The sequence below is a fragment of the Massilia pinisoli genome (genome assembly GCF_024753285.1).
Taxonomy (GTDB): domain Bacteria; phylum Pseudomonadota; class Gammaproteobacteria; order Burkholderiales; family Burkholderiaceae_D; genus Telluria; species Telluria pinisoli.
In genome coordinates, this window is the sequence record NZ_JANUGW010000028.1 from 15,217 (window position 1) to 29,286 (window position 14,070).

At 65.6% G+C, this 14,070-nt stretch carries 14 protein-coding genes; 11 read left to right on the top strand and 3 right to left on the bottom strand.

Features of this window, described 5'->3' with window-relative positions:
* Nucleotides 1–91: 91 nt before the first annotated feature.
* Both pyk and NX784_RS25945 read right to left on the bottom strand, forming a co-directional pair.
* Nucleotides 92–1,540 (bottom strand): pyruvate kinase, encoded by a 1,449-nt coding sequence (gene pyk, locus NX784_RS25940; RefSeq protein ID WP_166860950.1) that lies wholly within the window; start codon nucleotides 1,538–1,540, stop codon nucleotides 92–94.
* A gap of 57 nt (nucleotides 1,541–1,597) precedes the next feature.
* Nucleotides 1,598–2,803, bottom strand: coding sequence for a phosphoglycerate kinase (locus NX784_RS25945; protein ID WP_258819572.1), 1,206 nt, complete (start codon nucleotides 2,801–2,803; stop codon nucleotides 1,598–1,600).
* A 273-nt stretch (nucleotides 2,804–3,076) separates the two neighbouring features.
* Here NX784_RS25945 and NX784_RS25950 point away from each other — a divergent pair, with 273 nt between their 5' ends.
* Genes NX784_RS25950 through NX784_RS25960 form a run of 3 tightly spaced genes read left to right on the top strand, consistent with a single transcriptional unit; the run spans nucleotide 3,077 to nucleotide 4,947 of the window.
* Nucleotides 3,077–3,271, top strand: a complete 195-nt coding sequence (locus NX784_RS25950) for a zinc-finger domain-containing protein (protein ID WP_036236204.1) — start codon at nucleotides 3,077–3,079, stop codon at nucleotides 3,269–3,271.
* Nucleotides 3,272–3,296: 25 nt separating this feature from the next.
* The gene (locus NX784_RS25955; protein ID WP_258819573.1) at nucleotides 3,297–4,346 is read left to right on the top strand and encodes a YheT family hydrolase; all 1,050 of its coding nucleotides are present in this window, start codon (nucleotides 3,297–3,299) and stop codon (nucleotides 4,344–4,346) included.
* A 4-nt stretch (nucleotides 4,347–4,350) separates the two neighbouring features.
* Nucleotides 4,351–4,947, top strand: coding sequence for a DUF2946 family protein (locus NX784_RS25960; protein WP_258819574.1), 597 nt, complete (start codon nucleotides 4,351–4,353; stop codon nucleotides 4,945–4,947).
* Nucleotides 4,948–4,966: 19 nt separating this feature from the next.
* On the opposite strand, the gene NX784_RS25965 is transcribed toward NX784_RS25960, so the two are convergent.
* Entirely contained in the window at nucleotides 4,967–6,562 is a 1,596-nt protein-coding gene (locus tag NX784_RS25965; RefSeq protein WP_258819575.1) for a beta-barrel assembly-enhancing protease, read from the bottom strand.
* Between the two features lie 96 nt (nucleotides 6,563–6,658).
* Here NX784_RS25965 and moaC point away from each other — a divergent pair, with 96 nt between their 5' ends.
* From moaC to pqqE, 8 genes are all read left to right on the top strand, one after another.
* The gene (gene moaC / locus NX784_RS25970) at nucleotides 6,659–7,159 is read left to right on the top strand and encodes a cyclic pyranopterin monophosphate synthase MoaC (protein ID WP_258819576.1); all 501 of its coding nucleotides are present in this window, start codon (nucleotides 6,659–6,661) and stop codon (nucleotides 7,157–7,159) included.
* 147 nt (nucleotides 7,160–7,306) lie between these two features.
* Complete coding sequence (locus NX784_RS25975) at nucleotides 7,307–8,695, top strand: RtcB family protein (RefSeq protein WP_258819577.1); 1,389 nt, start codon at nucleotides 7,307–7,309, stop codon at nucleotides 8,693–8,695.
* Between the two features lie 241 nt (nucleotides 8,696–8,936).
* The gene (locus NX784_RS28875) at nucleotides 8,937–10,667 is read left to right on the top strand and encodes a methyl-accepting chemotaxis protein (RefSeq protein WP_307736153.1); all 1,731 of its coding nucleotides are present in this window, start codon (nucleotides 8,937–8,939) and stop codon (nucleotides 10,665–10,667) included.
* A gap of 242 nt (nucleotides 10,668–10,909) precedes the next feature.
* Nucleotides 10,910–10,984 carry a pyrroloquinoline quinone precursor peptide PqqA gene (gene pqqA, locus NX784_RS25990; protein WP_166861271.1) on the top strand — a complete coding sequence of 25 codons (75 nt, stop codon included), beginning with the start codon at nucleotides 10,910–10,912 and terminating at the stop codon, nucleotides 10,982–10,984.
* Nucleotides 10,985–11,029: 45 nt separating this feature from the next.
* Nucleotides 11,030–11,938 carry a pyrroloquinoline quinone biosynthesis protein PqqB gene (pqqB, locus tag NX784_RS25995; RefSeq protein ID WP_258819578.1) on the top strand — a complete coding sequence of 303 codons (909 nt, stop codon included), beginning with the start codon at nucleotides 11,030–11,032 and terminating at the stop codon, nucleotides 11,936–11,938.
* Nucleotides 11,935–12,624: a pyrroloquinoline-quinone synthase PqqC gene (pqqC, locus tag NX784_RS26000; RefSeq protein ID WP_258819579.1), complete on the top strand. Its 690-nt coding sequence runs from the start codon at nucleotides 11,935–11,937 to the stop codon at nucleotides 12,622–12,624. Before pqqB ends, pqqC begins: the two co-directional genes overlap by 4 nt.
* A gap of 11 nt (nucleotides 12,625–12,635) precedes the next feature.
* A complete protein-coding gene (gene pqqD / locus NX784_RS26005; RefSeq protein ID WP_258819580.1) occupies nucleotides 12,636–12,899 on the top strand; it encodes a pyrroloquinoline quinone biosynthesis peptide chaperone PqqD in 264 nt (87 codons plus the stop codon).
* A 7-nt stretch (nucleotides 12,900–12,906) separates the two neighbouring features.
* Complete coding sequence (gene pqqE / locus NX784_RS26010) at nucleotides 12,907–14,070, top strand: pyrroloquinoline quinone biosynthesis protein PqqE (protein ID WP_258819581.1); 1,164 nt, start codon at nucleotides 12,907–12,909, stop codon at nucleotides 14,068–14,070.

Consider the following 14,070-nt stretch of genomic DNA (forward strand, 5'->3'; position numbering starts at 1 on the left):
GCGCGACAGGCGCGTCAGCCATGCACATCACACCGTTCGACAGTTGGGCGCGGCCGCGAGTTGCGGCCGCGCGCACAGGTGTTGACCTCTCTTAATCGAATTCTCCGACGCGAACGATCTTCAGGGCGTTCGTACCGCCGACCTGACCCATCGGCTCGCCCCACGTGACGACGATCATGTCGCCCTTCTTGACGATGCCGTTCGCGACCATCAGGTCTTCGGCCTGTTTCAGGACGGCGCTGCTGTCGCCGCGCTGCGTCAGGTGGTACGCATGCACGTTACGATACAACGCAACCTTGCGTTGGGTGGTGACGCTTGGCGTCAGCGCGTAGATCGGCGTGTCGACGTGGTGGCGGCTCATCCACAGCGCGGTCGAACCGGACTCGGTCAGCGCCACGATCGCCTTCACGCGCAGGTGGTGCGCGGTGAACAGGGCGCCGTACGCGATCGACTGGTCGATGCGGGTGAACTGCACGTTCAGGAAGTCGGCTTCCAGCTTGTTGTATTCGGAACGTTCCGCTTCCACGCAGATCGCGGACATCATCTCGACCGTCTCGACCGGCCACTTGCCGGCGGCCGTCTCGGCCGACGTCATCACGGCATCGGTGCCGTCCAGCACGGCGTTCGCCACGTCCGACACTTCGGCGCGGGTCGGCACGGCGTTGACGATCATCGATTCCATCATCTGCGTCGCGGTGATCGCCAATTTGTTGGAATCGCGCGCCATGCGGATCATGCGCTTCTGCAGCGCCGGCACCGCTGCGTTGCCGACTTCGACGGCGAGGTCGCCACGGGCGACCATGATGCCGTCGGAGGCGTCCAGAATTTCCTGCAGCACGGGAATCGCTTCCGCGCGCTCGATCTTCGCGATCATCATCGGCTTGTGGCCCGACGGCTCGCCGGCGATGTTCGCCAGCTGGCGCGCCATTTCCATGTCGGTCGCCGTCTTGGGGAACGAGATCGCCAGGTAGTCGGCCTGGAAGCTCATCGCGGTCTTGATGTCTTCCATGTCCTTCGCGGTCAGCGCCGGCGCCGTCAGGCCGCCGCCCAGGCGGTTGATGCCCTTGTTGTTCGACAGGTCACCGCCGACTTTCACGATAGTGTGGATCTCGCTGCCCGCCACGCGCTCGACGATCAGCACGATCAGGCCGTCGTTCAGCAGCAAGGTGTCGCCCGGACGGACGTCGTTCGGCAGTGCCTTGTAGTCGAGGCCGACGCGCTCCTGGTTGCCCAGTTCGCCGTTCTCGCCCCAGCGGGCGTCCAGGATGAAACGGTCACCATTTTCCAGCAGGATCTTGCCTTCTTCGAACTTGCCAACGCGGATCTTCGGGCCCTGCATGTCGGCCATGATCGCCACTTCGCGGCCGCACTCGGCGGCGGCGCGACGCACCAGGTTGGCGCGGTCGATGTGATCCTGGGCGCGGCCGTGCGAGAAATTCAGGCGCACGATGTCCACGCCCGCACGAATCATGCGGACGAGCGTATCGAAGTCGGAGGAAGCGGGGCCGATGGTTGCGACGATCTTGGTACCACGAGACATTGTCTATCCTTGAAGTGAAAAGCGCAGCCCGTGGACTGCGCTGGTGACCGTGAGGTGTTATTTCGCAGCGCTACGCTGCAGCAGGATCTCCACCGCCGGAAGCGTCTTCCCTTCGAGGAATTCGAGGAAGGCGCCGCCGCCGGTCGAGATATAGCCGACTTGGTCGGCAATATTGTATTTTGCGATCGCAGCCAGGGTGTCGCCGCCGCCGGCGATCGAGAAGCCTTTCGACGCGGCGATGGCGTGGGCCAGCGTCTTCGTGCCTTCCGCGAACTGGTCGAATTCGAACACGCCGACCGGGCCGTTCCACACGATGGTGCCGGCCTTGCCGATCTGCTCGGCCAGCTGGGCTGCCGTCTTCGGGCCGATGTCCAGGATCATGTCATCGTCGGCCACGTCTTTCACATCCTTCACGGTCGCGGCGGCGGTGGGCGAGAACTCCTTCGCGCACACGACGTCCACCGGGATCGGCACGGTCGCGCCACGGGCAGCCATCTTGTCGATGATGGTTTTCGCTTCGGCGACGAGGTCGGCTTCCGCCAGCGACTTGCCGATGTTCAGGCCCACGGCCTTCATGAACGTGTTCGCGATGCCGCCGCCGACGATCAGGTTGTCGACCTTGTCGGCCAGGCTCTGCAGGATCGACAGCTTGGTGGACACCTTGGAACCGGCGACGATTGCCAGCAGCGGACGCTGCGGCGCGCCCAGCGCCTTGCCCAGCGCGTCCAGCTCGGCAGCCAGCAGCGGACCGGCGGCAACCACGGGCGCGAACTTCGCGATGCCGTGCGTGGTGGCTTCGGCGCGGTGCGCGGTGCCGAACGCATCGTTGACGTAGACGTCGCACAGCTTGGCCATCTTCTGTGCCAGCTCGTCCGAGTTCTTCTTTTCACCCTTGTTGACGCGGCAGTTTTCCAGCAGCACCACCTGGCCCGGCGCGACGTCGACGCCGTCGACCCAGTTCTGTTTCAGCTCGACCGGCAAGCCCAGCAGCTCGGACAGGCGCTTGGCGACGGGCGCCAGGCTGTCTTCCGGCTTGAACTCGCCTTCGGTCGGACGGCCCAGGTGCGACGTGACCATCACTGCAGCACCCGCATCAAGCGCAGCGCGGATCGCGGGAACCGAAGCGCGCACGCGCGTGTCTTCCGTAATGTTGCCGGCGTCGTCCTGCGGGACATTCAGGTCGGCACGGATGAAGACGCGCTTACCTTTCAGCGCGCCTTGGTCGATCAGGTCTTGCAAGCGGGTGAAGTTGAGAACGGCCATTGTCAGAGTGGTGGAATGTTTAAAAAACGCTATTTTACCTTAGTGGCGCTTGTGGAAAACACCAGAAACGCTCAGGACAGTCCATACCGGCGCGGCAGGGTGATCGGCTTGCAACAACGTGCGCCGCCCGGGGCCGGGTGGGTTTCTTTGTGGAAAATTTAAGGCCGCTATTCTACTGGGCCATTCCGGCAATGACATCGAATCCGTTAAAATCGTAGTTTTGGGAATGCCGAAGCGGGATTCCCTGTGCTCATCTTGCTGACGGAGAAATCAATGAACGACAAGACCATCCCGGTCGTGGAACTGGAAGCCAAGGACCTGCCGGCCTATTGCCCGAACCCGGCCATGCCGCTGTGGTCGTCGCACCCGCGCGTCTTCCTCGATTTCGATCACGATGGCAATGCCAAGTGCCCGTATTGCGGCACCCAGTACCGCCTGAAGCCGGGCACCGTACTGGCCCACCACTGATTTCTTCCTGCCTGGTGCGCCTGCCGTGAGCCCTGCCCGCGCCGCGGCGTCCGCCGCATCGGACTACCGGTCGCCCTGGTGGCTGCCCGGCGGCGACCTGCAGACGATCTATCCGGCCGTCTGCATCGCCAAACCCGCCGTCGCGTACCGGCGCGAGCGCTGGGATACGCCCTGCGGGCACGATTTCATCGACGTCGACCTCGTCGACGGCACCGCGGCCGACGCACCCTGCGTGCTGCTGTTCCACGGCCTGGAAGGCTCGTCGGACAGCCATTACGCGCGCAGCCTGATGGCCGCCGTCGCCGACCGCGGCTGGCATGGCGCGATCCCCCATTTCCGCGGCTGCTCGGGCGAAGCGAACCTGGCGCCGCGCTTTTATCACTCCGGCGACGCCGAAGAACTCGACTGGATCATCCGCCGCCTGCGCCCCCGCTATCCCGGGCCGTTCTACGCGGCCGGCGTCTCGCTCGGCGGGAATGCCATGCTGCGCTGGCTGGGCGAGCAAGGCCATGGCGCCGACATCGTCGACGCGGCCGTGTCCGTATCGGCCCCGCTCGACCTGGCCGCCGGCGGCGTCGCGCTGTCGTCCGGCTTCAATCGCCTGTACACGCGCATGTTCCTGCAGACGCTGAAGCCGAAGGCACTCGCGAAGCTGGAACGCTTTCCCGGCCTGTTCGACCGCGACCGCCTGCTGGCCGCAAACGATTTATACAGTTTCGACAACGTCGTCACGGCGCCGCTGCACGGCTACCGCGACACGGACGATTACTGGCACCGCGCCAGCGCCCGCCACGTCCTGCACGACATCGTCGTCCCGACGCTCGTGCTGAACGCGAAGAACGACCCGTTCCTGCCCGGCCGCCACCTGCCGCAGACGGCCGCGCCGGCAGTGACATTGGCGTATCCCGCGACGGGCGGCCACGTCGGTTTTTCGACCGGGCCCGCTTTTCCTCCGTTCTCCGGACGGCTCGACTGGCTGCCGCAACGCATCCTGACCTTCTTCGACGACGTGGCCGGCCGCGCCGCTCCCCACGCCACGCGCGCGCCGACGCCCGCGCGGGTATGCCAAGCTTGAACCCATGGACGACATCGTAAAACAGGCAATGGCCAAGTGGCCGAACGTGCCGTACTGCTACGGCTGGCTGGCGCTGGACGCGCGCGGCGGCTGGCGCATGCGCGACGAGGCCGCACAACGTGCCGGGACGCCCGGCGCCAAGCTGACGAATGCCGCACTGGTCGGCTTCATCGCCCGCAATTACCTGAGCGACGACCGGGGCTGCTGGTATTTCCAGAACGGCCCGCAGCGCGTCTACGTGAACCTGGAGGCGACGCCCTTCGTCGTGCGCACCGACCCAGCGCACGGCCTCGTGCTGCACACGGACCAGCCGCTGGGCGCGCCGGACGAGGCGCTGCTCACGGACGCGGGCGGCATCGTGCTGCGCGCCGGGCAGACGGTCGCGCAGCTGGACGACCGCGACGCGGCGCAACTGCTGCAGGCGTTCGAACTGGATGGCCGCCCGGCCGCGGATGACGCCGTGATGGCGTGGCTGGAAGGCGGCGCCGGCGAGCTCGCGCTGCGCTGGCAGGACCGGCGCCTCGTCGTCGGACGGATCGCGGCGGACGACGTGCCCGGCCACTTCGGCTTCGTGCGCCGGCCGGACCTGCTGCAGAACTAGTAGCAGGTCAAAATGCGCGTCAGCGGTCCTTGTCCTTCTTCTCTTTCTTCTCGTCCTTCTGGCGCTCGTTCAACTCGCGCTCGCGGGCGTCGATGACGGCCTGGTCGTAGAACGACACGTCCTTCGCCTTACGCGCCAGATTGAGCTGATCGACGGCGGCCGGCAGCGCCCCCGTCAGCACATACGATTCGGCCAGCGCCATGTGCTGCAAGGCGATCTTGCCCTGCGCCGCGTAGGTCTTGGCGAGCTGGTCGTACAGCTTCGGCTCTTCGCGGTATTGCTGCACCTGGTCGCGCAGGAACTGGGCCGCCTTGTCGAGCTGGCCGTCTGCGACGAGCGCGTCGGCATACTGGCGCGCCAGCATACGCGACAGGGGAAATTTCTGGTAAGCGGACTCGGCGTCCTGCACGGCCTGGTGGACGACGTCGGCCGGCTGTCCCGGCGCCAGCTTGATCTCGGTGCCGAGCGCGGCGAACATGGCGCTGCCGTCCGTACCGCTGCGCTCGCTTGAAAACACGCCGGGGCGCGGTTTCGTCGATGCCTTCGCCTTGTCGAGCCAGCTCTGCGCCCCCTTCAGGTCGCCCTGCTTCAACGCGAGGAACGACATGCCGTACATGCCCGCGGTCTGCTGCTGCATGTTCTGCTGCGCCAGCTGGCCCTGGAACGTGGACTTCGCTTCCTCGCGGCCCTTCTGGCTTTCGTCCTGGAGCACGCGCACGCGGGCGCGCACGAGATGGAATTCGATGCTGTCCGGCCGGATGTGGATCGGCTTCGGATTCTCGCGGATGCGCGACTGGATGTCGGCGATGCGCTCGCCCGTCAGCGGGTGGCTGCTGAGCCAGGCCGGTGCCTCGCCGTAGATGCGCGTCGTGCTCTGCAGGCGCTTGAAGAACGCCACCATGCCCGACGTGTCGTAGCCGGCCGCACGCATCGTCTGGAAACCGACGCGGTCGGCCTCGCGCTCGGCGTCGCGGCTGAAGTTCAGCTGGCGCTGGATCGCGAGGCCCTGCCCGCCCATCATGACGCCCATCGCCGCATCGGCGCCACCGCCCGCCTTGCCGACGAGGGCCGCCAAGAGCAGTGCGGCCAGCGGCAGCAGCGCATCCTGCTTCTGCTGGCCGATCATGCGCGCGATGTGGCGCTGCTGCACGTGGCCGATCTCATGCGACAGCACGGACGCGAGTTCCGATTCGTTCTGCGCCGACAGCAGCAGTTGCGAGTGCACGCCGATGAAGCCCCCCGGCAGCGCGAACGCGTTGATCATCGGGTCGCGCACGGCGAAGAAGAAGAAATCGGCATTCATCTCGCCGCGCGCGCCGGGCGCGAACGTGACGAGGTTCTCGCCGAAGTTGTTCAGGAATTCGATGATCGCGTCGTCGTCCAGGTAATCGGGATCGCGCCGGATGTCGTTCATGATTTCTTCGCCCAGCTTGCGCTCCATCACGGGCGACAAGTCGGCCCGGGCGCTGTCGCCGAGCGTCGGCAAACCGGTGGTATCGGCGCTCCCGTGCAGGACGGGGACGATGGGGGCGGCCAGGGCGGCGGCGGCGGCCACGGCGAGACCGACGGCCGCGGCGACACGGCGCCACGGCCATCTGGGAGAAGGCTGGAACATCGCTGAAATCGGGTGTGGTTTCACGGTGCTATGATAACCGCTTCCCGGCCGCTGCCACTGCCGGGTTTTATTTTGTGACTTCGCTCCCACGACAACATGACAACTTTCGCCACCGACGCCAGCCCCCTGACCCATTTCGACGCCACCGGCCAGGCCCACATGGTCGACGTGGGCGCCAAGGACGCGACCCACCGCATCGCGGTCGCCGCCGGCACGATCCGCATGCAGCCGGCCACCCTCGACCTCGTCAAAGCGGGCAGCGCCAAGAAGGGCGACGTGCTGGGCGTGGCGCGCGTCGCTGCCATCATGGCGGCCAAGCGCACGAGCGACCTGATCCCGCTGTGCCACCCGCTGGCCATCACGCGCGTCGCCGTCGACTTCGAGATCGACGAGGCCCATCACAGCGTCCACTGCCGCGCACAGGTCGAGACGGTCGGTAAAACCGGCGTCGAGATGGAAGCGCTGACGTCGGTGCAGGTCGGCTTGCTGACCATTTACGACATGTGCAAGGCGGCCGACCGCGGGATGGTGATGACCAACGTGCGGGTGCTGGAAAAGCACGGCGGTAAATCCGGGGATTGGACGGCGCAGCTTTAAGCCTGGGACATGCGCAAGTTGACTTGATGTGCATTTTCTAACTGTGCAATAATCCGCAACTTCCTTCCTGACTGCTGCTGCACGAAGGGCTACCGTTCCGGCACCTCTGGTCGCCGGCGCGATCTGTCGCCTACTTGCATTGCAGCCATGTCAAAACTTTCCCGTCTTGCCAAAGCCTTCCGCCGCGAGGGTATCGCCGTCGACTATACGGACGGCATCTACCGTATTACCAATGAGCACGCCAGCGCCCAGATCCTGCTGCCGGCCAGCCTGCCACTCGAGCAGAAGGCCGTGCGCCAACTGCTCGACTTTGCCTCGGTCCACTCGCCGGACAGTCACCACGGCGTCTGCCGCGCCTGTGCGACACCGGATTTTCACCCGGGCTCCATCGCGCCGGTCGGCAGCGTGGTCGCCACGGACGCCGATTTCGTGATTCCCGCCGCCATCGGCACCGATATCAACTGCGGCATGCGCCTGATTACCACCGGCCTCAAGAAAGCTGCCGTAGAGCCGCTCAAGCAGGCGCTGGTGCAGCGGCTGACCCGCGTGCTGCTGGACAACGGCCGCGACGTGCCGTTGCGCAGCACCGCCTTCCGCGCCCTGTTTGACGACGGCCCCGCCGGCTTCATCGATTCCCTGCATGCCGAGGGCTTGTGGGCTGCCGTCGACCGCGACCGCCTGGCCAGCGAACTGGCGGCCTGCATCAGCCTGGCGAATTTCGATGGCAATTCGCGCTACGCCCCGGAAGCGCTGGTGGGCACGCGCGAGACCATCCGCGATCCCAACCTCGGTACGCCGGGCGCCGGCAACCACTTCGTGGAGCTGCAGGTCGTGGATGAAGTGTTCGACCGCCACGCAGCCTATGCCGCCGGGCTGGCGGTGGGCGATGTGGTGGTGATGATCCATTCGGGCAGCCGCGACGTCGGCTTCTTCGTCGGTCGGCGCTGGATGGATCGGGCCCGCGCCGCCTGGCCCGCCGGCCTCAAGCATCCGGAAAGCGGGCTGTATGGCCTGAGCGGACCGCTCGCCCACGAGTATCTGGCCGCCATGGGCACCGCCGCGCGCTATGCCTGGGCCAACCGCGTGGTGTTGGCCGAACTGGTGCGCAAGGAAGTGAGCGAGCTGGCCGGCGGCACATCGCGCCTCGTAGTCGACGTGCCGCACAACGTGGTGCTGCCGGAACAGGGCATGAACATCCACCGCAAGGGCGCCACGCCGGCCCGGCATGGCGATCTGGCGCTGATACCGGGCTCGATGGGCGACGCCTCCTACGTGGTGCGCGGACTGGGAAACCCGGACTGGCTGTGGTCCTGCAGCCACGGCGCGGGCCGCAGCGTGCGACGCCAGGAGCTCAGGCGCATGGCAGGCAACCCGTCGGACGGCAGCTGGCAATGCGTGACGCTGCGCGAAGAGCGCCGGGTCGAGGAGGCGCCGGCTGCCTACAAACCCATCGGCCCGGTGCTGGCCGCCCAGGAACAGGCTGGCTTGATCGACGCGGTGGCGCGGCTCAAGCCCTGGGTCACGTTCAAAGCGTGAAGCCCCTCGCTCGTCGACGACGTGGCGACCCAGGCTGAGTGACTACATCGACGAGTAAGTTGCAAAAAAGAAAATTTTCATTAATTTCGGGTAAAACTGCTGCTGCAATCGAATTCACTGTGGCAAAAATACCAAAAAACAAACCTTTCTTTGAATTAACCCCTTCATATAATTTCCTTTGGTCAAGTAATATTGACAAGTAGCAGTTGATAAAACTGTCGTTTGGACCAAAGGAGATCTGATGTTTCAACAACTAAAGGTCGGCACGCGCCTGACCGTTGGCTTTCTCGTCGTCGTGCTGCTGGGCGCCACCGTCGCCAGCGTCGCCATCTACAACCTGATGCAAATGCACGTCCGGGCGAAGGCGATCTACGAAAAAGACCTGCTGGGGCTCTCTTACGTCAAGGAAGCCAACATCGACCTGATCTACGTGAGCCGCATCCTGCGCAGCGCCATCCTGTTGCCGACGGAAGCGCAACGCGCCGCAAAGTTCAACGACATCGAGACATACAAACAAAAAATCCAGGACAACCTCGACAAGGCCCGCCCGCTGTTCTATTCGGCCGACGGCAAGCGCACGTTCGCGGAAGCCGATACCCTGCTGCGCGATTACATCGGCGTGGTCAACGAGCTCATGAAACGAATCCGGTCGGAGGACGCGTCGCAGCCACGGGACTCGATCGATTTCCTGTTCAATACTTTCCAGCCGAAGTCGCAGCTGATCGACGACAAGATGACGGAACTGGCTGGCATCAAGGAAAAGAATGCCCGGCTCACCAACGCGTCCAATCGCAATGCTTACGAAAGCAGCCTCACCCTGCTGTTGTCGCTCGTCGCGCTCAGCGCCCTGGCCGGCACCGCGTTCGGTGTGCTGATCACGCGCGGCCTGATGCGCCAGCTGGGCGGCGAGCCGACGTATGCCGCCGAAGTCGCGGGCCGTATCGCCGACGGCAACCTGTACACCGACGTCGAACTGCGCGCCGGCGACGACCGAAGCCTGCTGTTCGCCATGAAGTCCATGCGCGACCGCCTTGCACGCATCGTCAGGGAAGTGCGCCAGGGCACGGACATGATCGCCTCGGCATCCGGCCAGATCGCCAGCGGCAACCAGGACCTGTCGTCGCGCACGGAACAGCAAGCCAGTTCGCTCGAGGAAACGGCATCGTCGATGGAAGAGCTGACGTCGACCGTGAAACAGAACGCCGACAACGCGCGCCAGGCCAACGCGCTGGCGCAAACGGCATCGACCGTGGCCGGACAAGGCGGCGACGTCGTTGCGCAGGTCGTGCAGACGATGGGTTCGATCAACGATTCGTCGAAGAAGATCGTGGACATCATCACCGTCATCGACAGCATCGCCTTCCAGACGAACATCCTCGCGCTGAATGCGGCCGTCGAGGCAGCGCGTGCGGGCGAACAGGGCCGCGGCTTTGCTGTCGTCGCGGGCGAAGTGCGCACGCTGGCCCAGCGCTCCGCAGCGGCCGCCAAGGAAATCAAGTCACTGATCGACGACTCCGTCGACAAGGTCGAGGCCGGTACGAAACTGGTCGACCAGGCGGGCGCCACGATGCACGACGTGGTGTCGAGCATCGGGCGCGTGACGGACATCATGGCCGAGATCAGCGCCGCCAGCCAGGAACAGACGGCCGGCATCGAGCAGGTCAACCAGGCCGTCAGCCAGATGGACACCGTCACGCAGCAGAACGCCGGTCTCGTCGAGGAAGCGGCGTCCGCGTCGGAAGCGCTGCAGAGCCAGGCCGTCAAGCTGGCGGAGCTGGTCGGCATGTTCCGCGTCGACGATCGCGCCGTGGCGGCAGCCCCGAGCGCCCCGCCGCGCGCGACGCCGGCCGTCGCGGCACTGGCGCGTCCGGTGAGCCGTCCGCCCGCCAAGCCGGCGATCCGCTCCGCCCCGACCGATGCGACGACGAAGATTCCCGCCACCACGGCCGGCGACGGTTGGGAAGAATTCTGACCGCTTCCGCCGCCGGATGCCTCCCTGCCCGCCGGGGCGTCCGGCAGTGCGGCTCACCCCTTGAACGATGAGCTGAACCGTGTCACAGCTGTACCGTTGTGCAATACGACTGTCTCTCTTTGACACACCCTTTCCCGGCTATCGCCCGCCGTCAGCCCCTTCACGAGTGGCACGGATATTGCGAATTCCTCCTTGACTGCGCGCCGCGCAATCGCAACCACTCATCGATCAAGGAGACAACCATGGCCTGGACCAAACCCGAATTCACCGACTGGCGTTTCGGCTTCGAAATCACGATGTACATCGCGAATCGCTGATACGAGCACGCCCGCGGCGCCGCCGCGGGCGCACCGGACCCCGTCATGAACATCGTCGTATTAGGCTCCTCGGCCGGAGGCGGTTTCCCGCAGTGGAACTGCAATTGCCGCAATTGCGCCGGGCTCCGCAACGGTACCGTCCGCGCGACGCCGCGCACGCAATCGTCGATCGCCGTGTCCGCCAACGGGACCGACTGGGTGCTGATCAATGCCTCGCCGGACATCCTCATGCAGATCCGCGCGACTCCCGCGCTGCAGCCGGCGCGCGCGCGACGCGATTCCGGCATCGCCGCCGTCATGCTGATGGATGCGCAGATCGACCACGTCACCGGCCTCCTGATGCTGCGCGAGGGGAAAGAGCTGCCCCTGTATTGCACGCCCCAGGTCTGGCGCGAGCTGAACGAAGGACTGCCGCTCGTGCCCGTGCTGTCGCACTATTGCGGCGTGCGCTGGCACGCACTGCCGACAGACGGCGGCGTGCACGTGCCGGGCATCGACGGCATCCGCTTCACGCCGCTCGCGCTGTCCAGCAAGGCGCCGCCCTATTCCGACCACCGGCACGATCCGCACCCGGGCGACAACATCGGCCTGCTGATCGAAGACGTGGGCACCGGACAATGCGTGTTTTATGCACCCGGCCTCGGCGCGATCGATGCGCAGGTGGACGCCGCGTTGCGCCGCGCGGATTGCGTGCTCGTCGACGGCACCTTCTGGCAGGCGGACGAAATGATCGCGCTGGGGTTGTCCGGCAAGACGGCGGCCGACATGGGCCACCTGCCGCAATCGGGCGACGGCGGCTTGATCGCCGTGCTCGACGGCATCGACGCGCGGCGCAAGATACTCATCCACATCAACAACACGAACCCGATCCTGGACGAAGACTCGGCGCAACGCGCCCTGCTCGCGCACCACGGGATCGAGGTCGCGTTCGACGGCATGGAGATTACGTTATGAGCACCGACGCTTGGAGCCGCGAGGAATTCGAGGCGCAATTGCGCTCGCGAGGCGCCGGCTACCACATCCATCACCCGTTCAACGTCAAGATGAACGATGGCCTGCTGGATCCGGACCAGATCCGGGGCTGGGTCGCCAACCGTTTTTATTACCAGGTCAATATCCCGCAAAAAGATGGCGCCATCATCGCCAACTGCCCGGACCGCGCCACGCGGCGCCGCTGGGTGCGCCGCATCCTCGACCATGACGGGTGGGGAGAGAACGAAGGGGGTATCGAGGCTTGGGTGCGGCTCGGCGAAGCCGTCGGGCTCACGCGCGAGGCGCTGTGGTCGCAGCGGCACGTCGTGCCGGGCGTGCGCTTCGCCGTCGATGCGTACGTCAATTTCGCGCGCCAGGCGCCGTGGCAGGAAGCCGTCTGCTCGTCGCTGACGGAGATGTTCGCACCGAAGATCCACAAGGACCGGCTCGCTACCTGGCCCACGCATTATCCGTGGATCGATCCGGATGGCTTGCAGTACTTCCGCAGCCGCATTGCGCTGGCCGAGCGCGACGTCGAACACGGCCTTGAAGTGACGCTGGGCCACTTCACCACCCGCGCCCAGCAGCAGCGCGCGCTCGAGATCCTGCAATTCAAGCTCGACATCCTGTGGGCCATGCTCGACGCCATCGAGAAAGCCTACCCCTGAGGAGGAAAGCCATGCACACCGTTCCCGATCAACCTTCACTGTCGCGCCTGTTCCGCATGCAGTGGGAAGAGGCCCAAGGCACACACGTCCTGCTGTATCCGGAAGGGATGGTCAAGCTGAACCCGAGCGCGGCCGAGATCCTGAAACGCTGCGATGGCCTTCGCACCGTGCCCGCGATCGTCGGCGAACTCGAACAGGCGTTCCACTGCGAGGGGCTGCGCGGGGACGTCGACGATTTCCTGCGCGTTGCGAGCGAACGGGGCTGGATTGTGTGAGCGCGCCATGAACGCCCCGACCTCCCACCCGACCATCGCGCCGCCACTGTGGCTGCTGGCCGAGCTGACCTATCGCTGCCCGCTGCACTGCCCGTTCTGCTACAACCCGGTCGATTACGCCAACGACCGCACCGAATTGACGACGGAACAATGGTTCGACGTGATGCGCCAGGCGCGCCGGCTCGGCGCGGCGCAGCTCGGCTTCTCGGGCGGCGAGCCGCTGCTGCGCGACGATCTCGAAGACCTGGTCGGCGAAGGCCGCCGGCTTGGGTTTTATACGAACCTGATCACGTCCGGCATCGGTCTCACCGAGTCGCGCCTCGCGCGCATGAAGGCACTGGGGCTGGACCACATTCAGCTGTCGTTCCAGGACTCGACGCGCGCGCTGAACGACTTCCTGTCGAGCACAAAGACGTTCGACCTGAAGGCACGCGTCGCGCGGCTGATCAAGCAATACGACTATCCGATGGTGCTGAACGTCGTGCTGCATCGCTTCAATCTCGACCACGTCGAGCGCATCATCGACATGGCCCTGGACATGGGCGTCGACTACCTGGAGCTGGCCAACACGCAGTATTACGGCTGGGCGCTCGTCAACCGCGACCAGTTGATGCCGACGCGGGAACAGGTCGCGCGCGCGGAAAGCGTCGTGAATGCGTGCCGCGCCCGGATCGGCAGCCGGATGCGCATCCTGTTCGTCGTGCCCGACTATTTCGAGGCGCAACCGAAAGCCTGCATGAACGGCTGGGGCGGCGTGTTCCTCGGCATCGCGCCGGACGGCACTGCGCTACCCTGCCACGCGGCCCGCACGTTGCCGGGCATCGATTTCCCGAACGTGCGCACCACCACTGTAAAAGCCATCTGGTACGACAGCGCCGCGTTCAACCGCTACCGCGGCGATGCCTGGATGAAGGATCCTTGCCGCACGTGCGACGACAAGGCGAAGGACTTCGGCGGCTGCCGCTGCCAGGCCTATGCGATGACGGGCGACGCGGCGAACGCGGACCCCGTGTGCGCGAAGTCGGCGCGGCACGGCGACGTGCAGACGATCGTGCTGCATGCGCAGCGCGCGCAGCAGGGCGCACCGGACGACGCCGTGGGACGGCCGGCGCAACCGATCGTGTTCCGGTCCGACGTCAATTCGCTGAAGGTGAGCCGGCCCTCCCCGTAA

What these genes read in the sequence shown, in the direction of transcription:
- pyk (WP_166860950.1), bottom strand. Translation starts at nt 1,540, where the DNA reads ATGTCTCGTGGTACCAAGATCGTCGCAACCATCGGCCCCGCTTCCTCC.
- NX784_RS25945 (WP_258819572.1), bottom strand. Translation starts at nt 2,803, where the DNA reads ATGGCCGTTCTCAACTTCACCCGCTTGCAAGACCTGATCGACCAAGGC.
- NX784_RS25950 (WP_036236204.1), top strand. Translation starts at nt 3,077, where the DNA reads ATGAACGACAAGACCATCCCGGTCGTGGAACTGGAAGCCAAGGACCTG.
- NX784_RS25960 (WP_258819574.1), top strand. Translation starts at nt 4,351, where the DNA reads ATGGACGACATCGTAAAACAGGCAATGGCCAAGTGGCCGAACGTGCCG.
- NX784_RS25965 (WP_258819575.1), bottom strand. Translation starts at nt 6,562, where the DNA reads ATGTTCCAGCCTTCTCCCAGATGGCCGTGGCGCCGTGTCGCCGCGGCC.
- moaC (WP_258819576.1), top strand. Translation starts at nt 6,659, where the DNA reads ATGACAACTTTCGCCACCGACGCCAGCCCCCTGACCCATTTCGACGCC.
- NX784_RS25975 (WP_258819577.1), top strand. Translation starts at nt 7,307, where the DNA reads ATGTCAAAACTTTCCCGTCTTGCCAAAGCCTTCCGCCGCGAGGGTATC.
- NX784_RS28875 (WP_307736153.1), top strand. Translation starts at nt 8,937, where the DNA reads ATGTTTCAACAACTAAAGGTCGGCACGCGCCTGACCGTTGGCTTTCTC.
- pqqB (WP_258819578.1), top strand. Translation starts at nt 11,030, where the DNA reads ATGAACATCGTCGTATTAGGCTCCTCGGCCGGAGGCGGTTTCCCGCAG.
- pqqC (WP_258819579.1), top strand. Translation starts at nt 11,935, where the DNA reads ATGAGCACCGACGCTTGGAGCCGCGAGGAATTCGAGGCGCAATTGCGC.
- pqqD (WP_258819580.1), top strand. Translation starts at nt 12,636, where the DNA reads ATGCACACCGTTCCCGATCAACCTTCACTGTCGCGCCTGTTCCGCATG.
- pqqE (WP_258819581.1), top strand. Translation starts at nt 12,907, where the DNA reads ATGAACGCCCCGACCTCCCACCCGACCATCGCGCCGCCACTGTGGCTG.